The organism is Knoellia tibetensis (assembly GCF_048606415.1).
GTDB lineage: Bacteria > Actinomycetota > Actinomycetes > Actinomycetales > Dermatophilaceae > Knoellia > Knoellia tibetensis.
Window position 1 is genome coordinate 81,969 of record NZ_JBMBWF010000001.1, and the last position, 21,674, is coordinate 103,642.

The window sequence follows — 21,674 nt, forward strand, 5'->3', positions numbered from 1 at the left end:
TCCCCGGCGACGCAGAGGCAAAGGGACCAGAGGTGACGGTGCAGGCACGACTCGCGCGAGCGATGGCCGCGGCGGCCGCCGTCGCGCTCCTCGCCGGGTGCTCCGGGGGCGGCGACGGCGAGGGCTCCACCGACGGGTCCGGCACGACGGACGCGCCCCGCGAGGCCAAGCCCGCGGACACCACCGGGCCGATCAAGGACGCGGCGCTGGCCGCCGGGTCCGTCGCCGTGACGCGGACCGTCCGTCCGGGAGACGCCGACCACGGGATCACCCAGGAGGAGATCGAGGTCGAGCTCACCGAGCCTCCCTCGGGACGCGTCCTGCACGTCGGCGAGGAGATCTGGACCCTCGCCGTCGTCGACGGCGTCGGCTACCTCAAGGACCAGAGCGAGCGGAAGTCGACGAACCGATGGCAGCGGCTGTCGGCAGCCCAGACGACCGAGCGGCTCCAGGACGTCACGCTCGACGGGCTCCTCGGCGTCGTCGACCGGGCGTCCCGGATCACGAAGACGGAGAAGGCGACCGTGGCCGGGACCCCGGCGACCTGCCACTCGCTCACCCTGTCACCGGGTGCCACGGCCGGCGCCGACGACGGACCGGTCCCCCAGTCGGCGCGGATCTGCGTCGACGGCGACCGCCGGCCCCTCGAGCTCGTCGTCACGGCCGGCGACGAGGTGACGACGTCGACGTTCACGTCGTGGGGTCTCGCGGTGGAGGCCCTGGCGCCGCCGCCGGCCCTCGTCGACGGCGACTGAGCCGACCCTCGCCTACCGGGTCGTGGAGCGGGCGGCCTCTGCGGCGGCCGCGGCGCGCTCGACCCACGCGGGCGTCGTGCCGTAGCGCTGGCTGGGGATGAGCCGGCCGTGGGCGCTGTCGTCGATGAGCTGGGCCAGCCTGCTCTCGCGCGTCTCCTCGCGCTTGGCGGTGGCCACCCAGTTCTCGGCGACCCGACGGTAGGACGGGGTCGCGACCTCCCAGAACGCCGCGGCGGCGGGGTCGGCGAGCAGGCGGGCGCGCTGCTCCTCGCCCAGCTCCTGACGCGTCTCGGAGGAGTAGCCGCTGTCGCCGGGCCGGCGGCGCTCGAACGCTGCGAGGCCCGCCGGGCGCATGAGACCGGCCGCGGTGAGCCGCTCGACGTGGGCGATGTTGACCGCGCTCCAGACGCTCGACGCCTTGCGCGGCGTCCACCGCTGACGGCGTGAGTCCTCGTCGATCCGCTGCGAGATGCTGTCGATCCACCCGAAGCACAAGGCCTCGGGGACCGCGTCCTCCCACGTGAGGCCGCGGTCTTCTACGTGCTTCTTGTGCAGGCCCATCCACAGCTCGGTCGCGCTCTCGTGGTGCTCCTCGAGCCAGGCCCGGAACTCGGCCGCGTCGCGGAAGAAGAGCGCCGGACGCTCGGCCGAACCACCCGGCATACCGATGTCAGCCATGGGCGCCAGTCTCGCAGCGCCCACCGACAGATGCACTGCGCGACGTCGCGACCCGTAGGCTCGGAGGGCTGGCCGGACAGAACAGACGTCGTGGAAGGAGGTGTGCGTTGAGCGTGGCCGAGACCCTCGTTGCCGGGCGCTACCGCCTCGTCAGGTTGATCGCGACCGGTGGGATGGGCACCGTCTGGGAGGCAGTCGACGAGCGGCTGGAGCGGTCGGTGGCCGTCAAGCGGCTGCACACGCTGGTGGGTGTGCCCGAGGCCGAGGCTCAGGTCGCCAAGGACCGTGCCATGCGCGAGGCCCGCATCACCGCGCGGCTGCACCATCCGCACGCCGTCACGGTCTTCGACGCCGTCGAGCACGAAGGACAGCCCTGCCTCGTCATGCAGCTGTTGCCGTCGACCCCGCTGTCGGCGGTGCTCCGGAAGCAGGGTCCGCTCCCGGTCGACCGCGTCGCCCGCATGGGGCACGAGGTTGCGTCCGCGCTCGCCGCGGCCCATGCGCTCGGCATCGTTCACCGCGACGTCAAACCCGGCAACGTCCTCATCACCGACGACGGGGCGTCGCACATCAGCGACTTCGGCATCTCGCACGCACTGGGTGACGCCACGCTCACCCGGACCGGGATGCTGCACGGCACACCCGCGTACCTCGCACCTGAGGCGGCCCGCGGGGAGGATGCGTCCTTCCCGGCCGACGTCTTCTCGCTGGGCTCCACGCTCTATGCCGCCCTCGAGGGGTCCCCGCCCTTCGGTGCCGACGAGAACTCGATCGCGCTGCTGCACAAGGTCGCGGCAGCGGACGTGCCCGCACCCACGAACGCCGGGCCGCTCACCGGCTTCCTCCTCGACATGCTGTCGCCGGACCCGGCGGCACGCCCGACGATGCGCGAGGTCGCCGACCACCTCGCCCGGCTGCCCGACGAGGACGTCGCCCACGCGGCACCACCGATGGCGCCGACGACCGTCCTCCCCCGCCGCGACGAGCCGGATGACGTCCTGCCGTGGTTCCCGGCGGAGCCGGACGGGACCGCCGCGGTGACCGGCGGGACGGCGACGACGGCGGGCGGACCTGCTGCGCCGCGGGAGCCTCGGCGCCGCGGCCGCGCCGTCCTGGTCCTGACCGCTGCCGCGGTCCTCCTCGCCGTGCTGGCGGCGGCACTCACGGGCAACCTCCCCGGCAGCTCCGACCGCGAGGCCGGCGACGACGCCCGCGACGCGTCGCCGAGCACGTCGGCCACCTCGGCCACCCCGTCGACCTCCGCGAGCCCGTCGCCCACGCGGTCGGAGCCTTCACGGACCCCGACGACCCGGCCAACCCCGACCACGCCGTCTCCCAGCGCGTCACCCAGCGCTTCACCCAGCGCTTCACCGCCGGCGAGCCGGTCGCAGCAGCTCTCCTCCGCGATCACGGGCTACTACGCCCTGCTGCCGGACGACACGGACGCGGCGTGGTCCCGGCTGACCGCCGGCTACCAGCGGAGCCCGAGCGGCGGCCGGGACTCCTTCGAGTCCTTCTGGAGCCGCGTCGACGACATCCGGGTGAGCGAGGTCCGGCCCCGACCACCGGACGAGGTCGAGGCCACCCTGCGCTACGTCTACGAGAACGGCCGGGTCGACGTCGAGCGCACGAGGTTCCGTCTCGTCGAGGAGGACGGGAGACTCAAGATCGCCGGCTCCGAGGTGCTCTCCAGCGGTCCGGGCTGACGCGGCGCCCGTGCCGACGACCGGGTCGGGGCGCCGTCGCCGAGCGCCCGCGTGGTCAGCCGCCGGAGACCGAGAGCTCCGCGTGCGCGATCTGCGCCCGCTGTGCCTCGTCGAGGTCGCGCGACCGCAGCCAGTTCTCCGGCAGCGCGACCACCCTCGGCGACCCGGCCCGGCCCCGCTGGCCCTCGGCCGGCTCTCCCGGCCACGGGGCGTCGAGGTCCATCGTGCCGATGAGGTCGTCGAGCGCCTGGAGGCTGTCGACGAGCGCGAGCTGGTTGCGCACGGTCGAGCCGGCCGGGAAGCCCTTGAGGTACCACGCGATGTGCTTGCGGATGTCGCGGCAGCCGCGCAGCTCGTCGCCGTCGTAGAAGTCGACGAGGTAGCCCGCGTGGCGGCGCAGCGTGTCGGTGACCTCACGCAGGCCGGGCTGGACCCGCGCGGTCGTCCCCGCGAACGCGGCCGCGAGGTCGGTGAAGAGCCACGGCCGGCCGAGGCACCCGCGGCCGACGACGACGCCGTCGCACCCGGTCTCGGCGACCATGCGCAGCGCGTCCTCGGCCGACCAGATGTCGCCGTTGCCGAGGACCGGCACGCTCGTCACCGCCTCCTTGAGCCGGGCGATGGCGGACCAGTCGGCCTGTCCGGAGTAGGCCTGTGACGCGGTCCGGCCGTGCAGGGCGACGGCTGCCGCGCCCTCACCCTCGGCGATCCGCCCGGCGTCGAGGTAGGTGATGTGGTCGGCGTCGATGCCGATGCGCATCTTGACGGTGACCGGCACGTCGTAGGGGGCGGCCTCGCGCACGACGTTGCTGACGATCCCGCGGAAGAGCTCGGTCTTCCACGGCAGCGCTGCTCCCCCGCCCTTGCGCGTGACCTTGGGGACCGGGCAGCCGAAGTTGAGGTCGATGTGGTCGGCGAGGTCCTCGCTGACGAGCATCCGCGCGGCGAGGCCGGCCGTGGCCGGGTCGACCGAGTAGAGCTGCACCGACCGCGGGTGCTCCTCGGGACCGTGGCTGATGAGCCGCATCGTCTCCGGCGTGCGCTCGACGAGGGCGCGCGACGTCACCATCTCGTTGACGTAGAGGCTCGTCGCCCCGCTCGCCCCACCCGCGGCGGCACCGGCCGAGCCGTACTCGCGGCACAGCCGCCGGAAGGCGCGGTTGGTGATGCCCGCCATCGGCGCGAGGACGACGGGCGACTCGATCGTGTGACGCCCGATCTGCAGTGGGGGCAGAACGGGCGCGTGGGTGGTCTCGGCTGGAGCAGTCATGACCCGTCGATTCTCCCACTGGTTGACTGGCGCCATGTCCACGCTCCTCACCCCCGCCCAGCTCGCCGCCGCGATGGAGGCCGACGAGGTGCGGGTGCTCGACGTCCAGTACTCCCTTGCCGGGGACGGACCGTCCCTGTATGCCGTGGCGCACGTTCCCGGGGTCCCGCACCTCGACCTCGACGCGGTCCTGGCCGGGCCGCCCGGTGCGGGCGGGCGGCACCCCCTGCCCGACCCCGACGTGCTCGAGGCCGGCCTGCGGGCGGTCGGGCTGCGAGAGGGCGAGAGGGTCGTCGTCTACGACCAGCAGACGTCGCTGGCGTCGGCGCGCGCATGGTGGGTGCTGCGGTGGGCCGGTGTCGCCGATGTCCGCGTCCTCGACGGCGGCCTCGCCGCGTGGCAGTCGGCAGGGCTGCCGGTCACGGCGGACGTCCCCGAGCCCGAGGCCGGCGACGTCGTGGTGCGGCCGGGCTCGGCCCCCGTCCTCGACGCGGACGGTGCGGCCCGCGTGGCTCGCGACGGGGTCCTCCTCGACTCTCGGGTCGGCGAGCGGTTCCGTGGCGAGACCGAGCCGATCGACGCCGTCGCCGGGCACATCCCCGGCGCCCGCAACGCCCCGATGGGCGAGCAGCTCCAGCCCGACGGCCGCTTCCGGTCGACCGACGAGCTGCGTGCCTACTTCGCTCGGCTGGGCGCCACGGGCGACGGCGAGGTGGGAACGTCGTGCGGCTCCGGTGTCACCGCCGCCCACACGGCGCTCGCGCTGCACCTCGCGGGTGTCGACGCCACGCCCTACATCGGGTCGTGGAGCCACTGGATCACCGACCCCGAGCGCCCCGTCGAGACCGGACCGAGCTCCTAGGGCGCGAGGGCGACGGTCGCCGCCGGGGTTCCCGGCGCGCTGCCGTCACGGCCGGGCAGCGTCGCCACCCGGAGGAGAGCGCCCGTGGTGGCGTTCCATGACAGGAGCTCGGTCGTCCGCCAGCGCACCAGCACCTCGTCGCGGTAGGCCCAGCCGAGCACCTCGCAGCATCCGACGGACACACCCTCGCTCAGCGGGGCGATCAGGAGCCGCGGCGCACCGCCGTCGGCCACCCCGTCGGCGCCGCCCTCGGTGCCCGGGAGTGCGAGCACACCCTGGAAGAGTCGCTCGGGCCGCCGCTGGTTCGCCGCGAGCGCTGCGTCGCGACCGAGGAAGCCGCCGGTCGCCAGACGACCACCCGGCCCGGTGAAGGTCGAACCCCACACGTCGCTGAGCACGCCCGGGCCGCCGCGGGTGGCCATGTTGGAACCCTTGTCGTCGAAGGTGCTGATGCGCACGTTCTCACCACCCTCGACCGTGATGCGTTGTGGACCCGGGAAGGACGAGAGGGACAGCCGGTGCACCTGGCCCGTGACCCGGTCGACCCGCCAGCGCGCCGTGTCGGACCACGCAATGACCGACGTCGGTGTCCAGCCGGCCTGGTCGAGGTGGCGGTCGGCGACCGGGTGGGTGCGCAGCTCCCCCGTGTAGGCGTCGAGCACGACGACCCTGCCGGGCTGCAGGAACACGACGTGCCGCCGGTCCTCCGCCACCGCGGTGACCTCGAGCGGGGCCGTGACGCGGCCCGCCTCGTCGACGTTGGCGACGAGCGGCAGGGTGTCGACGAGGACGAAGGGGTCGTCGAGCGTCGGCCGCACGAGCACCGCCCGGAAGCCGTCGGACTCGTGGCGCAGGAGCACCGCCCGAACCGGGGCGCTGCTCGCGCCGATCTCGCTCAGGGTGCGCATCCGCGTGCGCGGTCCGAAGGAGAGCACCTCGGACAGGGCGAGCTGGCCGCGGGTGAGGTCGTCGACGCTCGGCAGCCGCGCGAGCTGCTCCTCGCTCGGGCCGACCTGGGCCAGCGTGCCCAGCAGCGCGAAGGTGGAGCCGTCCCAGGCGGACGTCGCGCCGACGCTGCCCGAGGCCGAGGGGGTCGCCGTTGGTCGCGGCACGACCGTCCGCCCGGCACCGTCCGGCAGGGCTACGACGGCGGCCACGAGGACCAGGCCCGCGGCGACCGACCCGGCCCACCCGCGCCAAGCACGCCGTCGCCGCCTCCCGGCGGCGAGCCGAGCCCGGTCGACGTAGTCACGGTCAGGGACGAGCGAGGCCGCGTCGACGAGGACGTCGCGGGTCACCGGCGGCAGCTGACGCCGCAGCGACGCGCGCGACAGCCCCAGCACCTCGGCGGCCTCGACCTCTCCCCTCTCCTCATAGCGAAGGAGCACCGCGAGCGCCCGCTGCCGCCGCGTCAGGGCCGCGAGCTCGGGCGGCAGGCCAGGTCCCGCACCGGTCCCGTCGGACCGGCCGACCCGTCGCAGCATCGCCGCGCGGTAGAGCCGGCGTCGCACGAACGTGTCGGGGTCCTCGTCCCGGAGGCGGCGCCACTGCCCCAGCAGCGCGCCGAACGCGTCCTGCGTGACGTCGTCGGCCAGGGTGACGTCACCACAGACGAGGTAGGCCGCACGCACGAGCTGCTCCTGCCGGGCGCGGACGTAGTCGGCGAACTCGTCGCCGTCCTCGCGTGGTGGGCCGCTCACCCTCCCACTGTCCAACGCGCGAGGCCGCACGCAAAGGGGCGGCGGGCACACGGCATACGAAAACCCCCCGACCGGATGGTCGGGGGGCTTCGACGAGAACGAGGTCTCGAAGGTGGTCCTTGGGTCAGAGACCCTTGACCTTCTCGGCCTGCGGGCCCTTGGGGCCCTGCGTGACGTCGAACTCGACCTTCTGGCCCTCGGAGAGCTCGCGGTAGCCGCTGCTCTCGATCGCCGAGTAGTGGACGAAGACGTCAGCGCCGCCACCGTCCTGCTCGATGAAGCCGAAGCCCTTTTCGCTGTTGAACCACTTCACGGTGCCGGTTGCCACTGGTGTTGCCTATCTGTGTGTTGCGAGCGCTCCCGTGTGGAGAGCTCAGGTGCCGCCTTGAAGGCAACGCGACAACGGTATCAGCGAGAGGGTGTCGGCGTCCCATCGTGCGACGCGTCGGGATCGGCCGGGCTCAGGACGAGGCGCGCCGGAGGAGCTCGCCGAAGTCGGTGACGTCGTCGAACCGGTCCGTGAACCCGGCCTCCCGCTGCTCCTCGTCGGCCGGGAGGAAGCCGGACCGTCCGGCGGCAGAACCGGCCGCCGACCCGAGGAGGGCGGTGACGAGCTCGGCGGCCGCGCGGTCGACCCGGCGGTCCAGGCCCGGCGTGCCGAAGTCGTCCGTGGCCGCCATGACGCCGGTCGGCACGACGGAGGCGTGCAGGTAGGAGAAGAGCGGGCGCATCGCGTGGTCGAGCATGAGCGAGTGGCGTGCCGAGCCGCCGGTCGCGGCCACGAGCACCGGCTTGCCGTCGAGCGCGCCCACGTCGAGGTTGTCGAAGAACGACTTGAACAGGCCACTGTAGGAGCCGGAGAAGACCGGTGAGACGGCGATGAGCGCGTCGGCCGAGATGACCTTCTCGATGGCTCCGGTGAGCTCACCGGTCGGGAAGCGGGTGAGCATCTGGTCGGCGATGAGCCGGGCGAGCGGGCGCAGCTCGACGACCTCGACGACGACCTCCTCACCGTGGGCCGTGACGTGGCGCGCCACGGCCTCGGTGAGGCGGTCGGTGAGCAGCCGGGTCGAGCTCGGCTCGGACAGGCCGGCGGTCACCGCGACGATGCGACGGGTCATCTCAGACCTCCACGGGGGTGCCGTCGAGCGCGACGAGGCGCTCGGCGTGACGGGGTGCGGTCGCCGGCACGTGAGCCGGACGGCGTGCGTCGGCGATTCGGCGCAGCTCCGGGACGACCTCGCCGCCGAGGATCTCGATCTGCTCGAGGACCGTCTTGAGCGGCAGGCCGGCGTGGTCCATGAGGAAGAGCTGGCGCTGGTAGTCCCCGACGTGGTCGGCCATCGTGGCGTAGCGCTCGATGACCTGCTGCGGCGAGCCCACGGTGAGCGGCGTCTCGCGGGTGAACTCCTCGAGCGACGGACCGTGGCCGTAGACCGGGGCGTTGTCGAAGTAGGGGCGGAACTCGCGCACCGCGTCCTGGCTGTTGGGGCGCATGAAGACCTGGCCGCCAAGGCCGACGATCGCCTGGTCGTGCTTGCCGTGGCCGTGGTGCTGGTAGCGGCGGCGGTAGAGGTTGACCATCTGCTTCGTGTGCGACAGCGGCCAGAAGATGTTGTTGTGGAAGAACCCGTCGCCGTAGTACGCCGCCTGCTCCGCGATCTCGGGGCTGCGGATCGAGCCGTGCCAGACGAACGGAGGTATGCCGTCGAGCGGGCGGGGCGTGGACGTGAACCCCTGCAGCGGGGTCCGGAACTTGCCCTGCCAGGTCACGGACTCCTCGCGCCACAGCCGGTGCAGCAGCGCGTAGTTCTCGATGGCGAGGTCGAGGCCGTCACGGATGTCCTTGCCGAACCACGGGTAGACCGGGCCGGTGTTGCCGCGGCCCATCATGAGGTCCATCCGGCCGTCGGCCAGGTGCTGGAGGTAGGCGTAGTCCTCGGCGAGACGCACGGGGTCGTTCGTCGTGATGAGGGTCGTCGACGTCGAGAGGACGATGCGCTCGGTCACCGCCGCGAGGTGCGCGAGGAGCACCGGCGGGTTGGCCGGCGCGGCGAACGGCGGGTTGTGGTGCTCACCCGTCGCGACGACGTCGAGGCCCACCTCCTCGGCCTTCCTTGCGATCGCGACCGTGGCCTTGATGCGCTCGTTCTCCGAGGGCGTCACGCCGGTGGTCGGGTCCATCGTGACGTCCCCGACGGTGAAGATGCCGAACTCCATGCCACTCATTCCTTCGACTGGGTTAGTTGACGATTCATCTACCTGAACGGGAGTACCCGCGTCAACATTCCCGCCCGCCCGCAGCGCCCGTGCTCCGCCCTTGCGGCAGCCGTGTGGACCGCGCGGCGGGCAGCGCGCGGCGGGCAGGCGCGGGGCCCGTTCAGTCCGCGGAGGAACCGGTCGAGGGCTCCGGGAGACGTTCCGCGGCGCCGACCCGCAGCCTTGCGATCCGGCGACCGTCCATCTCGAGGACGGTGAGCGTGCGACCGTCGACCGAGACGCTGTCGCCGACGACCGGGATGTCCTGGAGGTGCTCGAGGACCAGCCCCGCGACGGTCGAGAAGCGCTCGACCGCGACCTCGGTGCCGGTGAGCTCGGCGTAGTCGGCGAGGTGCATGCCGCCGTCGATCTCGGTCGTGGCGTCGAGCGGGAGCTCCCCCGTGGCGGGCTGCGAGGCGCCCGGGCCGTCGCCCTGGGGGTCGTACTCGTCGCGGATGTCGCCGACGAGCTCCTCGACGATGTCCTCGAGGGTGACGATGCCGTCGGTGCCGCCGTACTCGTCGACGACGAGGGCCATGTGCACGCCCTCGCGCATGCGGGTCAGGGCCGCGAGCACGCGGCCGCTGCTCGGCAGCACCGTGATCTCGCGGACGAGCGGGGCGATGGTCGCGCCGCCGTCCCTCCCACCGGCCCCGGCGGCGTCGTCGGCCGAGAGGATGTCGCGCACGTGCACGAAGCCGAGGATGTCGTCGACCGAGTGACGGCGGGTCACCGGGAAGCGCGAGTGCGGCGTGCGGGCGATGACCTCCCGCGCCTGGGCCAGGGTCGCCGACGCGTCGAGGAAGTCGACCTCGCCGCGGGGCCGCATGACCTCCTTGAGGTTGCGGTCGGTCGCCGCGAAGACGTCCTGGAGGATCTGCCGCTCGTCGGCCTCGAGGTCCTTGTGGTGACCGACGAGGTGGCGCAGCTCCTCCTCGCTCATCTCGTTTCCGGCGGCGTCGGGGTTGCCACCGAGGAGGCGCACGACGGCGTTCGTCGATCGCGAGAGCAGCCAGATGACCGGCTTCATGAGCGTCGCGAACCGGGACAGCGGAGGGGCGACCGCGAGCGCGATGGCAGGGGCGCGCTGGAGTGCCAGCCGCTTCGGGACGAGCTCACCGAAGACGAGCGAGAGGTAGGCGATGACGAGCGTCATGAGGACGAGTGCGACCGACCCGGCTGCACCCTCGGGCAGTCCGGCCCGCTCGAGCAGCGGGGCCACGTCGGGAGCGATCGTCGTCGCGCCGTAGGCCGCCGAGAGGAAGCCCGCCACGGTGACGCCGATCTGGACCGCGGCAAGGAAGGTGTTGGGGTCGCGCGCCAGCCGGGCGACCTTGGCGCCCCGCGCGCCGCTGCGCTCCATGGCGCCGAGCTGGGTCTCACGCAGGGAGACCAGCGCCAGCTCGGTCGCAGCGAAGACTCCCCCGACGAGGACGAAGAGGAGCACGAGCCCGAAGGCGAGCGCAGTGTCCTGGTTCACCGGAACCTCCTCGCGACGCTCTCACGGAGGTTCCGGACGGTACTTCGAGGGCGATCCATGCGCATATCCTACGGAGGCAGCTGGACGTTTCCTGTGACCCTCAGGCGTCCTCGGCGTCCGCCGCAGCCACGGCTGCGCGCGCGGCGTCGAGCCTCGACTGCGCGTCGACGACCGCGCGCCGGGCGGTGCGAGCCGCCTTCTCGGCCTCGTCGAGGGCCTCCTGCGCGGCGGACATCTCGGCCTGCGCCTCCGCGAGCTCGGTCGCGGCCCGGCGCCGCTCCTTCTCGAGGGCCCGCGCCCTCGCCTTCGCCTCCTTGGCCTCCGCGACCGCTCGGGCGAGCTCCTCCTCGGTGAGCTCGTCGTCGTCGTCCTCGTCGGCGTCGGCGTCCTCGTCACCGGCGCCTGCGTCGTCGCCTTCGGTGCCCCCCGCCGGCGGAACCCCGCCCGCCAGAACCGAGACGACAGACCCCGAGCTCGTCACGCCGACCGCACCCGAGAGGTCGACCTCGCCGAAGCCGCTGTAGCTCAGCGCCCGGGTGAGCTGCCCGGACGCCACCGCCTCCGACGCGCTCTCGTCGGCGAGCGCCGCGATCGCCGAGGCGCGCACCTCCTCGCGCGCCGCCGGCGAGAGACTGGCCCCCTCCGCCTCCGCGGCGTCCGCCACCGTCTCGACGTATGCCGTGAGCGCGGCGTCGCGCTCCCCCCTCACCGACGTGAGGGTCGCCGTGTCGAGCCGGGACTGGGCGGCGCGCATGCGTGCACCGAGCCCGACGAGGTCGGCGAGGGCCTTGGAGTCGCCGCGGGGCACGAGGTTCATGGCCCAGGCGGGCAGCGTCGGCTTGCGCAGCGCGACGACGGCCTTGGCCGCGACCGGGCCGGCCGCCGCCTTCACCTCGGCGGCGAGCGCCTTGCGGGAGGAGACGAAGTCGGCGAGCGGGACGGCATACAGGCGTCGTGCGGCATCGGCGACGGCCTCGTCGACCGCGCCCTCGTCGTCCGTGTCAGCCATGAGCCGACGATAACGGCCGGGGCGACAGCGGCGTCAGGAGTGCGGCGCCGGCTCCGACGGTCGCGCCGTTCCGCGGTCGACCGCGAGGTGCCAGACCCACATGAGGCACCCGAGGGCGACGATGACCAGGCTCGTCACCGCCAGCGTCGTCACCGAGCCGGTGACGAGCGGGGTGAGGAAGGCCGCGACGACGGCGTTGGTGGCGAGCGGCATGACGCCGGCCACGGAGGCCGCGGCTCCGCGCACGTGCGGGAAGAGGTCGAGCAGCGCCACCTGGATCGTCGGGAAGGCCGCTCCCGTGCCCACGGCGATGAGGCTCGGGCCGACGACGGCCCACGGGAGGGAAGGGCCGAACGCCGCGGCGAGGACGACGTTGACGACAGCCGCGAGCGCGGACAGGGCGAACGACACCGTGATGAGCCGGCGGGCGCTCACCCGGCCGGCCGTGCGACCGCTCACCCACGAGCCGATGATGACGCCGCTGATCATCGGGACGAAGAACTGCCAGAAGTCGCTTTCGCCCTTGCCGAGGAGGTCGACGACGAAGATCGCGGCACCGCCGATGTAGATGAACTGCCCCGCGAAGACGAGGGTGATCGCCCACCCCATGCGCTCGAACCGCCCGTCGCGGGCCACGTGGACGAGGTCGCGCAGCATTGGCCCGACCCGCAGCGGACGCCGCCGCTCGTGCGGGTGGGTCTCGGGCACGACGACGAGGACGACACCGGCGAGCACGAGGGCGAAGGCGCCGATGAACCAGAAGATCGTCGGCCACGGCCCGAGCCCGAGGAGGAGGCCACCGATGATCGGCGCCACCGCCGGCGCGAGACCGAAGATCATCATGACGCGGCTCATGACCCGCTGCGCTTCGGCGCCGTCGAAGAGGTCGCGGATGATCGTGCGGCCGATGATCGTCGAGCCACCGGCCGAGAGGCCCTGGAGGACGCGGAAGAAGAGCAGGACCCCGAGGTTGGGCGACAGGGCGCAGCCGATGCTTGCGAGTGTGTAGGACGCGAGCGCCCCGACGACGACGGGCTTGCGCCCCACGGCGTCCGACAACGGTCCGTGGAAGGGCGTCATCACCGCGAAGGCGAGCATGTAGGCGCTGACGACGAGCTGCATCTCGTCGATGCCCACCCCGAACTCGCCCCGCATCTGCGCGAACGCCGGGAAGGGCGTGTCGATCGAGAACGGCCCGAGCATCGCCATGCCCGCGAGGACGAGCGTGAGGAGCAGCCCGGCGTGGCGCCGGGAGGCCCTCTCGGGACGGGCGCTCCTCAGCACGTCATGCGCCGACCCGGCGCGGCAACCGCATCAGCAGCCGACGAGACGCTGCGCGAGGTACCCCTCGACCTTGTCGAGCGAGACCCGCTCCTGGGCCATCGTGTCGCGCTCGCGGATCGTCACGGCGTCGTCCTCGAGGGTGTCGAAGTCGACGGTGATGCAGAACGGCGTGCCGATCTCGTCCTGACGGCGGTAGCGCTTGCCGATGGCGCCGGCGTCGTCGAAGTCGACGTTCCAGTTCCTGCGCAGGGTGGCGGCCAGGTCGCGGGCCTTGGGCGAGAGGTCGGCGTTGCGGCTGAGCGGGAGCACGGCGGCCTTGACCGGCGCCAGGCGGCGGTCGAGGCGCAGCACGACGCGCTTGTCGACGCCGCCCTTGGTGTTGGGGGCCTCGTCCTCGGCGTAGGCGTCGACGAGGAAGGTCATGAGGCTGCGCGAGAGACCGGCCGCCGGCTCGATGACGTAGGGGGTGTAGCGCTCGCCGCTCGTCTGGTCGAAGTAGACGAGGTCGGTGCCCGAGTGCTGCGAGTGCGTCGACAGGTCGAAGTCGGTGCGGTTGGCGATGCCCTCGAGCTCGCCCCACTCGCTGCCGGCGAAGTTGAAGCGGTACTCGATGTCGACGGTGCGCTTGGAGTAGTGCGAGAGCTTGTCGGCCGGGTGCTCGTAGTGGCGCAGGTTCTCGGGCTTGATGCCGAGGTCGACGTACCAGCGGGTGCGCTCGTCGATCCAGTACTGGAACCACTCGTCGTCGTCGCCCGGCTTGACGAAGAACTCCATCTCCATCTGCTCGAACTCGCGCGTGCGGAAGATGAAGTTGCCGGGCGTGATCTCGTTGCGGAAGCTCTTGCCGGTCTGGGCGATGCCGAACGGCGGCTTCCTGCGCGAGGTCTGCATGACGTTGAGGAAGTTGACGAAGATGCCCTGCGCGGTCTCGGGGCGCAGGTAGTGCAGGCCCGACTCGTCCTCGATGACCCCGAGGTGGGTCTTGAGCATCATGTTGAACTCGCGCGCCTCGGTCCACTGGCCGCGGGTGCCGCAGTTGGGGCAGGCGATCTCGGTGAGCGGGATCGAGTCGGGGTCGACCTCGGGCTTGTCCTCGCCCTTCTTCGCGTTGGCCTTGGCGGCGATGGCCTCCTGCATGTGGTCGACGCGGAAGCGCTTGTGGCAGCTGAGGCACTCGGTGAGCGGGTCGGTGAAGGTGCCGACGTGGCCAGAGGCGACCCACGTCTCGCGCGGCAGGATGATCGAGGAGTCGAGGCCGACGACGTCGTCGCGACCGATGACCATGGCCTTCCACCACTGGCGGCGGATGTTCTCCTTGAGCTCGACCCCGAGCGGCCCGTAGTCCCAGGCCGAGCGGGTGCCGCCGTAGATCTCACCACTGGGGAAGACGAAACCTCGCCGCTTGCAGAGGTTGACGACGGTATCGACGGTGGAGGTCTCCTTGGCCATGCGCGCAAGGATACGGTCCGCGAGGAAGCGTTCCCGCACCGGTTTCGGCGCCGGAGTCGCCGGGCGCGCGACCTCCGCGCCACGCCGCTCCCGTAGGCTCTGCGCTCGTGCCCAGCCTTCGCGAGTCCCTCGAGAACGCGAGCGCGCCCGCCCTGCGGACGATCGCCTCGCTCCCCCGCGCCGTCCCCTTCCTTCTCATCCTCGGCCTCATGGTCGCCGGGGCGCTCATCCCGGGCTGGGGCTGGGTCCTCCTCGCGATCGTCACGCTCTTCCTCGCGTGGCTGCTCGTCCTCGGCTGGCCGCGGCTCACGGCGCCCGAGCGGCTCATGCGGATCGCTGTCGTCGCCATCGCGCTCGCGATCACGGTCACCCAGGCCGTCCCCCGCTAAAACCCTGTTTGACAATCATTCTCAACTGAGTTGAGAATGATTGTCATGAAGCGACCTCTCGCCGCCCTGCCCCTCCTCGGCCTGCTCGCCCTCACCGGCTGCGGCTCGGGCGCGGACGCTGGGTCCTCCGGCTCGGAGGGGAAGGTTGCCGTCACCGCCGCCTTCTACCCCCTCGCGTATGCCGTGGAGCGCGTCGGCGGTGACCGCGTCACCGTCGCGAACCTCACCAAGCCGGGTGCCGAGCCGCACGACGTCGAGCTCACTCCGAAGGACGTCGCCGGCCTCGCCGAGGCCGACCTCGTCGTCGTCGAGAAGGGCTTCCAGCCGGCTGTCGACGAGGCCGTCGAGCGCGTCGACGGCGACCGGGCGCTCGACGTCTCGACCGCGGTCGACCTCTCGATCGAGGCGACCGAGGACGGGCACGACCACGGCGGCGAGGAGCACGCGGACGAGCACGGCTCGACCGACGGAGCGGTCGACCCGCACTTCTGGCTCGACCCGACCCGCTACGCCAAGGCCGCGAAGGCGATCGCCGACAGGCTCTCGGAGGTCGACCCGGCCGGCGCGACGGCATACGGGCAGAACGCGGACGCGTTCGTCGCGGAGCTGACCACGCTCGACGAGGAGTTCCGGACCGGGCTCGCGAGCTGCGCCAACCGCGACCTCGTCACGGGGCACGTGGCGTTCGCCTACCTCGCCGACCGCTACGACTTCCACCAGTCGGGCATCGCCGGCCTCTCCCCCGACGCCGAGCCCAACGCGGCCGCTATGAAGGAGATCGTCGAGCACGTGCGCGAGCACAAAGTGACGACGATCTATGCCGAGACGCTCGTCGGCCGCGACCTCGCCGACACGATCGCCAAGGAGGCGGGCGCGACCGTGGCCGTCCTCGACCCGATCGAGGGGCTCACCGAGGCGTCGGCGGGCAGCAACTACCTTGAGGTCATGCGCTCCAACCTCGCGACCCTCAAGAAGGGGCAGAGCTGCCGATGAGCGCGGGCACCCTCATCTCCCTGCGGTCGGCCTCCTTCGGCTACGCCGACCGCAAGGTGGTGGACGGCGTCTCCCTCGACCAGGGACCCGGTGAGGTCATCGCGCTGCTCGGCCCCAACGGCTCGGGCAAGACGACGCTCGTCAAGGGCCTCCTCGGCCTGTCCGAGCACCTCGGCGGGGAGGTGAACCTCTTCGGCACACCGCTCGCGCAGTTCCGCGAGCGCCCCCGCATCGGCTACGTCCCGCAGCGGCACTCGCTGTCGACGTCGGTGCGTGCGACCGTCCGCGAGGTGGTCGAGATCGGCCGCCTGCCGCTGCGCCCCTGGTGGCGCCCGTCCGGCGCCGAGGACGCCCGGCTCGTCGACGAGGCGCTCGACGCCGTCGGCCTTCGTGACCGCGAGCGCGAGGACGTCGCCGCCCTCAGCGGCGGCCAGCAGCGCCGGGTGCTCATCGCCCGGGCGCTCGTCGCCGAGCCCGAGGTGCTCGTCATGGACGAGCCGACGGCCGGTGTCGACACCGACAACCAGCGCGTCCTCGCCGAGGTCCTCGGGCGCCTCGCCGCCCGCGGCACCTCGATGCTCGTCGTCACGCACGAGCTCGCTGCCCTGCGCGACGTCGTCACGCGCATCGTCTGCATGGACGGCGGGCACGTCGACTTCGACGGCAGCCCGGGCTCCTACGCCCGCGGCCACCGCGGCCACGAGCTCGGTGACGGCCACCACCACGAGTCCCCGTCGCAGGACCACCCCGCTCCGGGCATCGGGGCGATCCTCACCGACCCTCTCCCCGCGAGGGAGGTCCAGCCGTGAGCGGCCTGCTTGCCCTCGACTTCATGCGCCAGGCGCTCGTCGCCGCGGTGCTCGTCGGCCTCGCCGCGCCCCTCGTCGGCGCCTTCCTCGTCCAGCGCCGGATGTCGCTCATCGGCGACGGCATCGGGCACGTCGCCCTCGCCGGTGTCGCCGTCGGCATCCTCACCGGCTCGATGCCCGTCGTCACCGCCCTCGTCGCCGCGGTCGCCGCCGCTGTCGGGGTCGAGCTCATCCGGGCCGCCGGCCGCACGAGTGGTGACATCGCCCTCGCCGTCATGTTCTACGGCGGCATCGCGCTCGGCGTCGTCCTCATCTCGAAGTCGAGCGCGACGTCGCCCGCCAACCTCACCGGCTATCTCTTCGGTGCCATCCTCACGACGAGCCGCAGCGACATCGTCGTCTTCGCCGCCCTCGCCGTCGTCGTCGTCGCCGTGACGTGGGTGCTGCGGCAGCGGTTCTTCGCGGTGGCCAACGACGAGGAGTACGCCCGCGCCGTCGGCCTGCCGGTCATGGGCTACAACATCGCGCTGTCGGTGCTCACCGCCGTCACCGTCGTCGTCTCGATGCGGGTCGTCGGGCTGCTGCTCATCACCGCGCTCATGATCATCCCCAACGCGACCGCCCAGCTCGTCTCGCGCAGCTTCCGCAGCAGCCTGCTCTGGGCCTCGCTCGTCGGTGTGCTCGCCAGCGTCGGCGGGGTCGTCACGTCGTTCTACGCCGAGACCCCCTCGGGCGGCACGATCGTCCTCCTCGCCATCGGTGCCTTCCTCGTGGTCAGCGTCGTCTCCGGTGCCGTGGCCCGGGCCCGGCGGGCCGCGCACGAGCGGGCCGAGCGGCACGACCACGAGCACGGACCCGCCTGCGGGCACCCGGCGATCCCGCACGACGGCCACGTCGACTACCTCCACGACGGCCACCGGCACGCGCCGCACCGCGACCACTACGACGAGCACGACGAGCACGACGACCACGACGGGACCGGCGACCACGACGCACCCGGCCAGCAGGACCACGACGAGCAGGAGGTCGCGCGATGAGCCCCGCGCACACCGAGACGGCGGCCGGGACCGCTGCACGCCGGCCGACGCGACAGCGGGCGGCCCTGGCCGAGCTCATGTCGAGCACGACGGAGTTCCTCTCGGCCCAGGACCTCCACGCCCGGCTCCAGGAGCGTGGCGAGTCGGTCGGGCTCGCGACCGTCTACCGCAACCTCCAGGCGATGGCCGCCGACGGCGACGTCGACGTCCTGCGCACCGACGACGGCGAGTCCGTCTACCGCTCGTGCGGCACCGACGCCCACCACCACCACCTCGTGTGCCGCGAGTGCGGACGCACCGTCGAGGTCGAGGGCCCCGCCGTCGAGAGGTGGGCGGCCGAGGTCGCCCGCCGGCACGGGTTCAGCGACGTCACCCACACGATCGAGCTCTTCGGGACCTGCACCTCCCACTGACCCACACCCCGACTGGTTGCGGTGCAGAGCGGTCGAGGTAGCAGGACCTGCCGGGGGCCGGGCGCCGGGGCGGCGTGTCGTGCTATCTCGACTCGGCCGAGGTCCCGTCCGGGCCCGCCGTCGTGGCGGCCGCGTCGACGGCGCCGCCATAGCGACGGTCGCGGTCGGCATAGATCTCGATGGCCCGCCACAGGTCGCGACGGTCGAAGTCGGGCCACAGCGTGTCGAGGAAGACCATCTCGGCGTAGGCGCTCTGCCAGAGCAGGAAGTTGCTCGTGCGCTGCTCCCCCGAGGACCGGACGAAGAGGTCGACGTCGGGCATGTCGGGCTCGGGCAGGTAGCGGGCCAGCGCCTTCTCGTCGACGTTCCTCGGCTTGAGACGCCCGCGGGCCACGTCCTCGGCCAACGCCCGCGCGGCGTCGCCGAGCTCGGCCCGCCCGCCGTAGTTGACGCAGAAGTAGAGGGTGAGACCGGTGTTGTGCTGGGTGAGCTCCTGGGCGATCTCGAGCTCCTTGATGACCGAGCTCCACAGCCGCGGACGCCGGCCCACCCAGCGCATCCGCACGCCCCACTCGTGGAGCTGGTCGCGGCGACGGCGGATGACGTCGCGGTTGAAGCCCATGAGGAAGCGGACCTCCTCGGGCGAGCGCCGCCAGTTCTCCGTCGAGAAGGCATAGGCGGACAGATGCGTCACACCGGCCTCGATCGCGCCGGCCACCACGTCGAGCAGCGCCCCCTCGCCCGCCTCGTGACCCTTGGTGCGCGGCAGCCCGCGCTGGTTGGCCCACCGGCCGTTGCCGTCCATGACGATGGCGACGTGGCCGGGAACCTGTTGAGCCGGGAGGGACGGGGGCTGCGCGCCACTCGGGTGCGGGAAGGGACGGCTCGTCACCGCTCCACCATACGGAGCGAGCGCACACCGCGTTCGAGGTGCCACTGGAGGAACGCCGTCGTCAGGCCGCTGCCCTCGCGGCGGTGGCGGAGCTCGGAGCCGTCGGCGATCATCCAGTCCCCCGCGAGCAGCGCCGCCAGTAGGCGGAGCGTCTCCGGCGCGGGCGCGCTCGAGCCGGGCGGACGGCATACGGAGCACACCGCGCCACCTGAGACGACGTGGAACGCGCGGTGTGGACCCTCGGCGCCGCACTTGGCGCAGTCGTGGAAGCTCGGCGCCCAGCCGGCGATCGCGAGCGCGCGCAGGAGGTAGGCGTCGAGGACGAGGTTGGGGTCGTGCTCCTTGCCGGCGAGCGAGCGCAGCGCACCGGTGACGAGCAGGAACTGCTGGAGCGCCGGCTCGCGCTCCTCGGTGAGCCGGTCGCACGTCTCGAGGACGGCGTTGGCCGCGGTCCACGCGTCGTAGTCGCGGGCGCAGACGTCGCCCCACGACTCGATCGTTTCGGCCTGCGTCACGGTGTCGAGGTTGCGCCCCTCGTAGCACTGGAGGTCGACGAGCATCCCCGGCTCGAGCCGGGCACCGAAGCGCGACTTCGTGCGCCGCACACCCTTGCCGACCGTGCGGACCTTGCCCAGGCTGCGCGTGAGGACCGTGATGATGCGGTCGGCCTCACCCAGCTTGTGGGTGCGCAGGACGATCCCCTGGTCACGGTAGAGCGGCACACCCCATTGTCTCCCGAGCCTCCGACAATCCCTGTATGCCGTGCCGTCCCGGCCGTCTCCCGCCTCCGCGAGCGTCCGGCATACATCGTCCGGGAATGGCTCGCCACCGGGGCGGAGGGGTAGCGCTCCCCATGTACGCGTGACACCCACGCTCCTAGGTTCGGGTGCGGCAGCAGCCGACCGACACGCGAGCGAGGGGAACACGACGATGTGCGAGCAGCACCACGAGCAGGGACCGGACGAGGCGTTCGCGGAGAGGCCCGATGTGGGGAGGCGGGCGCTCGTGCGCGGCGCGGGCGGCCTGATCCTCGGCGGCGGCCTCGTCGTCGCGGGGGCCGGTGCGGCACAGGCCGCCACGTCGCAGAACGGCTGGCCGGCGAGCAGCAGCCCGAGCGCGATCGGCATCACCGGGCTCACCGTCGTTGGCCACGCGTTCCCGTCGGGTGTGCGCGGCGGGCAGGTGCACACGATCCTCGGCTACGTCGCCCGCCGCTTCCACAACGAGGTGGAGGCCCTCGTGACCCCCGGCAACTGGGGCTACAACTACCGCGTCATCTCCGGCAGCACGAGCCTGTCGAACCACGCCTCCGGCACCGCCATCGACGTCAACGCGCCGCGACACCCGCTCGGCGCGTCGGGCACCTTCAGCTCGACCCAGGTGAGCCGGATCCGCTCGATCCTCAACTCCTGCAACGGAGTCGTGCGCTGGGGCGGCGACTACTCGGGCCGCAAGGACGAGATGCACTTCGAGATCAACGTCCGCCCCGGTGACTCGAGGATCGCGCCGCTCGTCGCGAAGATCAGCGGCTCCCCCGCCCCCTCTCCGACGATCGCGTGGTCGACCGTGCGCTCGGGCGCCACCGGCTTCCGGGTCACGGTCATCCAGCACCTGCTCCGCGCCCGCGGCCAGTCGCTCACCGTCGACGGGGTCTTCGGGTCGGTGACTGTGAGCCGGGTCAAGGCCTTCCAGTCCTCCCGTGGCCTCTACGCGGACGGGATCGTCGGACCGAAGACCTGGGCGGCGCTCGTCGTCACGGTCCAGAACGGATCGACCGGACAGGCGGTCGTCGCGGCGCAGAAGGCCCTCAGGGCCCGCGGTTACTCGCTCACCGCCGACGGTGTCTTCGGCGCGACCACGCTCGCGCGGACCAAGGCGTTCCAGACGAGCCGCGGCCTCGTCGCCGACGGCGTCATCGGTCCGCGTACCTGGGCCCTGCTCACCATCTGACGCGACCCGTGCGAGAGGCCGGCGCGTGCAGACGCGCCGGCATGCCGCCGGGTCTAGAACAGGTGTTCGATCTGCGCTAGGCTCGGTGCCATGGACGCCGTCCTGCAGCACTCGCTCTTCGACACCGGGGACTCCATCGAGCTCGGCCCGGTGACGCCGACGCGCACCCTGCTCGACCGCGGCGCCTGGGTCGACTACCAGCCGAGCTGGCTCACCGGCGCCGACCTGCTCTTCGACGCCCTCCACCACGACGTCCCGTGGAAGGCCGAGCGACGCGAGATGTACGAACGCGTCGTCGACGTGCCGCGCCTCCTCAAGTTCTACGAGGAGGGCGAGGCCCTCCCCCACCCCACGCTGACCCAGGCGCGAGATGCGTTGTCCGACAGGTATGCCGGCGAGCTGGGCGAGCCGTTCGTCAGCGCCGGCATGTGCCTCTACCGCGACGGCCGCGACTCGGTCGCGTGGCACGGCGACCGGATCGGCCGGGCGCGTGACATGGACACGATGGTCGCGATCCTCTCGGTCGGTTCCGCGCGCTCGCTCATGCTCCGGCCGCGTGGCGGCGGCGCCTCGATCGGCTTCTCGCTCGGCCACGGCGACCTCGTCGTCATGGGCGGTTCGTGCCAGCGCACCTGGGACCATGCCATCCCCAAGACGAGCAAGCCCGTCGGACCCCGGATCTCGATCCAGTTCCGGCCCCGCGGCATCCGCTGACCCGCGGCCCGGGCACCCCGTTACC

The 21,674-nt window shown here is 72.5% G+C and carries 21 protein-coding genes and 1 pseudogene; 10 read left to right on the forward strand and 12 right to left on the reverse strand.

Annotated features, from left to right (window positions below):
* The first annotated feature begins 32 nt into the window (after positions 1–32).
* On the forward strand, positions 33–755 hold the full coding sequence (locus ACOJV7_RS00425; protein ID WP_420188181.1) for a hypothetical protein: 723 nt from the start codon (positions 33–35) through the stop codon (positions 753–755).
* Between the two features lie 12 nt (positions 756–767).
* Here ACOJV7_RS00425 and ACOJV7_RS00430 read toward each other — a convergent pair whose 3' ends face one another.
* On the reverse strand, positions 768–1,433 hold the full coding sequence (locus tag ACOJV7_RS00430; RefSeq protein WP_420188182.1) for a YdeI/OmpD-associated family protein: 666 nt from the start codon (positions 1,431–1,433) through the stop codon (positions 768–770).
* A gap of 113 nt (positions 1,434–1,546) precedes the next feature.
* Between ACOJV7_RS00430 and ACOJV7_RS00435 the strand changes: the two genes are divergently transcribed.
* Entirely contained in the window at positions 1,547–3,139 is a 1,593-nt protein-coding gene (locus ACOJV7_RS00435) for a serine/threonine-protein kinase (protein WP_420190353.1), read from the forward strand.
* Positions 3,140–3,194: 55 nt separating this feature from the next.
* On the opposite strand, the gene dusB is transcribed toward ACOJV7_RS00435, so the two are convergent.
* On the reverse strand, positions 3,195–4,409 hold the full coding sequence (gene dusB, locus ACOJV7_RS00440; protein ID WP_420188183.1) for a tRNA dihydrouridine synthase DusB: 1,215 nt from the start codon (positions 4,407–4,409) through the stop codon (positions 3,195–3,197).
* A gap of 34 nt (positions 4,410–4,443) precedes the next feature.
* On the opposite strand from dusB, the gene ACOJV7_RS00445 reads away from it, so the two are divergent.
* Entirely contained in the window at positions 4,444–5,271 is an 828-nt protein-coding gene (locus ACOJV7_RS00445; RefSeq protein WP_420188184.1) for a sulfurtransferase, read from the forward strand.
* On the opposite strand, the gene ACOJV7_RS00450 is transcribed toward ACOJV7_RS00445, so the two are convergent.
* The 8 genes from ACOJV7_RS00450 to ACOJV7_RS00485 all read right to left on the reverse strand — a co-directional run bounded on the left by ACOJV7_RS00450 (position 5,268) and on the right by ACOJV7_RS00485 (position 14,452).
* On the reverse strand, positions 5,268–6,971 hold the full coding sequence (locus ACOJV7_RS00450) for a SigE family RNA polymerase sigma factor (protein ID WP_420188185.1): 1,704 nt from the start codon (positions 6,969–6,971) through the stop codon (positions 5,268–5,270). The genes ACOJV7_RS00445 and ACOJV7_RS00450 overlap by 4 nt on opposite strands.
* Before the next feature lie 124 nt (positions 6,972–7,095).
* Positions 7,096–7,299, reverse strand: coding sequence for a cold-shock protein (locus ACOJV7_RS00455; protein ID WP_420188186.1), 204 nt, complete (start codon positions 7,297–7,299; stop codon positions 7,096–7,098).
* 133 nt (positions 7,300–7,432) lie between these two features.
* Positions 7,433–8,092, reverse strand: coding sequence for a CE1759 family FMN reductase (locus tag ACOJV7_RS00460; RefSeq protein WP_420188187.1), 660 nt, complete (start codon positions 8,090–8,092; stop codon positions 7,433–7,435).
* 1 nt (position 8,093) lies between these two features.
* A complete protein-coding gene (locus tag ACOJV7_RS00465; RefSeq protein WP_420188188.1) occupies positions 8,094–9,191 on the reverse strand; it encodes a CE1758 family FMN-dependent luciferase-like monooxygenase in 1,098 nt (365 codons plus the stop codon).
* 160 nt (positions 9,192–9,351) lie between these two features.
* Complete coding sequence (locus ACOJV7_RS00470) at positions 9,352–10,710, reverse strand: hemolysin family protein (protein WP_420188189.1); 1,359 nt, start codon at positions 10,708–10,710, stop codon at positions 9,352–9,354.
* 100 nt (positions 10,711–10,810) lie between these two features.
* A complete protein-coding gene (locus tag ACOJV7_RS00475; RefSeq protein ID WP_420188190.1) occupies positions 10,811–11,719 on the reverse strand; it encodes a hypothetical protein in 909 nt (302 codons plus the stop codon).
* Positions 11,720–11,752: 33 nt separating this feature from the next.
* A complete protein-coding gene (locus ACOJV7_RS00480; RefSeq protein ID WP_420188191.1) occupies positions 11,753–13,003 on the reverse strand; it encodes a multidrug effflux MFS transporter in 1,251 nt (416 codons plus the stop codon).
* 30 nt (positions 13,004–13,033) lie between these two features.
* Positions 13,034–14,452, reverse strand: a complete 1,419-nt coding sequence (locus ACOJV7_RS00485) for a glycine--tRNA ligase (RefSeq protein WP_420188192.1) — start codon at positions 14,450–14,452, stop codon at positions 13,034–13,036.
* An 80-nt stretch (positions 14,453–14,532) separates the two neighbouring features.
* Between ACOJV7_RS00485 and ACOJV7_RS00490 the strand changes: the two are divergent.
* The 5 genes and pseudogenes from ACOJV7_RS00490 to ACOJV7_RS00510 form a co-directional block, all read left to right on the forward strand.
* Positions 14,533–14,841: pseudogene (locus ACOJV7_RS00490) on the forward strand (DUF6703 family protein); the annotation flags it as partial.
* Positions 14,842–14,886: 45 nt separating this feature from the next.
* Entirely contained in the window at positions 14,887–15,834 is a 948-nt protein-coding gene (locus ACOJV7_RS00495; RefSeq protein ID WP_420188193.1) for a metal ABC transporter substrate-binding protein, read from the forward strand.
* Positions 15,831–16,643, forward strand: a complete 813-nt coding sequence (locus ACOJV7_RS00500) for a metal ABC transporter ATP-binding protein (protein ID WP_420188194.1) — start codon at positions 15,831–15,833, stop codon at positions 16,641–16,643. The genes ACOJV7_RS00495 and ACOJV7_RS00500 overlap by 4 nt, the downstream gene beginning before the upstream one ends.
* Entirely contained in the window at positions 16,640–17,680 is a 1,041-nt protein-coding gene (locus ACOJV7_RS00505) for a metal ABC transporter permease (protein WP_420188195.1), read from the forward strand. Before ACOJV7_RS00500 ends, ACOJV7_RS00505 begins: the two co-directional genes overlap by 4 nt.
* Complete coding sequence (locus ACOJV7_RS00510) at positions 17,677–18,093, forward strand: Fur family transcriptional regulator (protein ID WP_420188196.1); 417 nt, start codon at positions 17,677–17,679, stop codon at positions 18,091–18,093. The genes ACOJV7_RS00505 and ACOJV7_RS00510 overlap by 4 nt, the downstream gene beginning before the upstream one ends.
* An 82-nt stretch (positions 18,094–18,175) precedes the next feature.
* Here ACOJV7_RS00510 and ACOJV7_RS00515 read toward each other — a convergent pair whose 3' ends face one another.
* Entirely contained in the window at positions 18,176–18,985 is an 810-nt protein-coding gene (locus ACOJV7_RS00515; RefSeq protein WP_420188197.1) for an isoprenyl transferase, read from the reverse strand.
* Entirely contained in the window at positions 18,982–19,707 is a 726-nt protein-coding gene (gene recO / locus ACOJV7_RS00520; RefSeq protein ID WP_420188198.1) for a DNA repair protein RecO, read from the reverse strand. The genes ACOJV7_RS00515 and recO overlap by 4 nt, the downstream gene beginning before the upstream one ends.
* A gap of 208 nt (positions 19,708–19,915) precedes the next feature.
* On the opposite strand from recO, the gene ACOJV7_RS00525 reads away from it, so the two are divergent.
* The gene (locus tag ACOJV7_RS00525; RefSeq protein WP_420188199.1) at positions 19,916–20,935 is read left to right on the forward strand and encodes a peptidoglycan-binding protein; all 1,020 of its coding nucleotides are present in this window, start codon (positions 19,916–19,918) and stop codon (positions 20,933–20,935) included.
* Positions 20,936–21,025: 90 nt separating this feature from the next.
* Entirely contained in the window at positions 21,026–21,649 is a 624-nt protein-coding gene (locus tag ACOJV7_RS00530; RefSeq protein ID WP_420188200.1) for an alpha-ketoglutarate-dependent dioxygenase AlkB, read from the forward strand.
* Positions 21,650–21,674 lie beyond the last annotated feature (25 nt).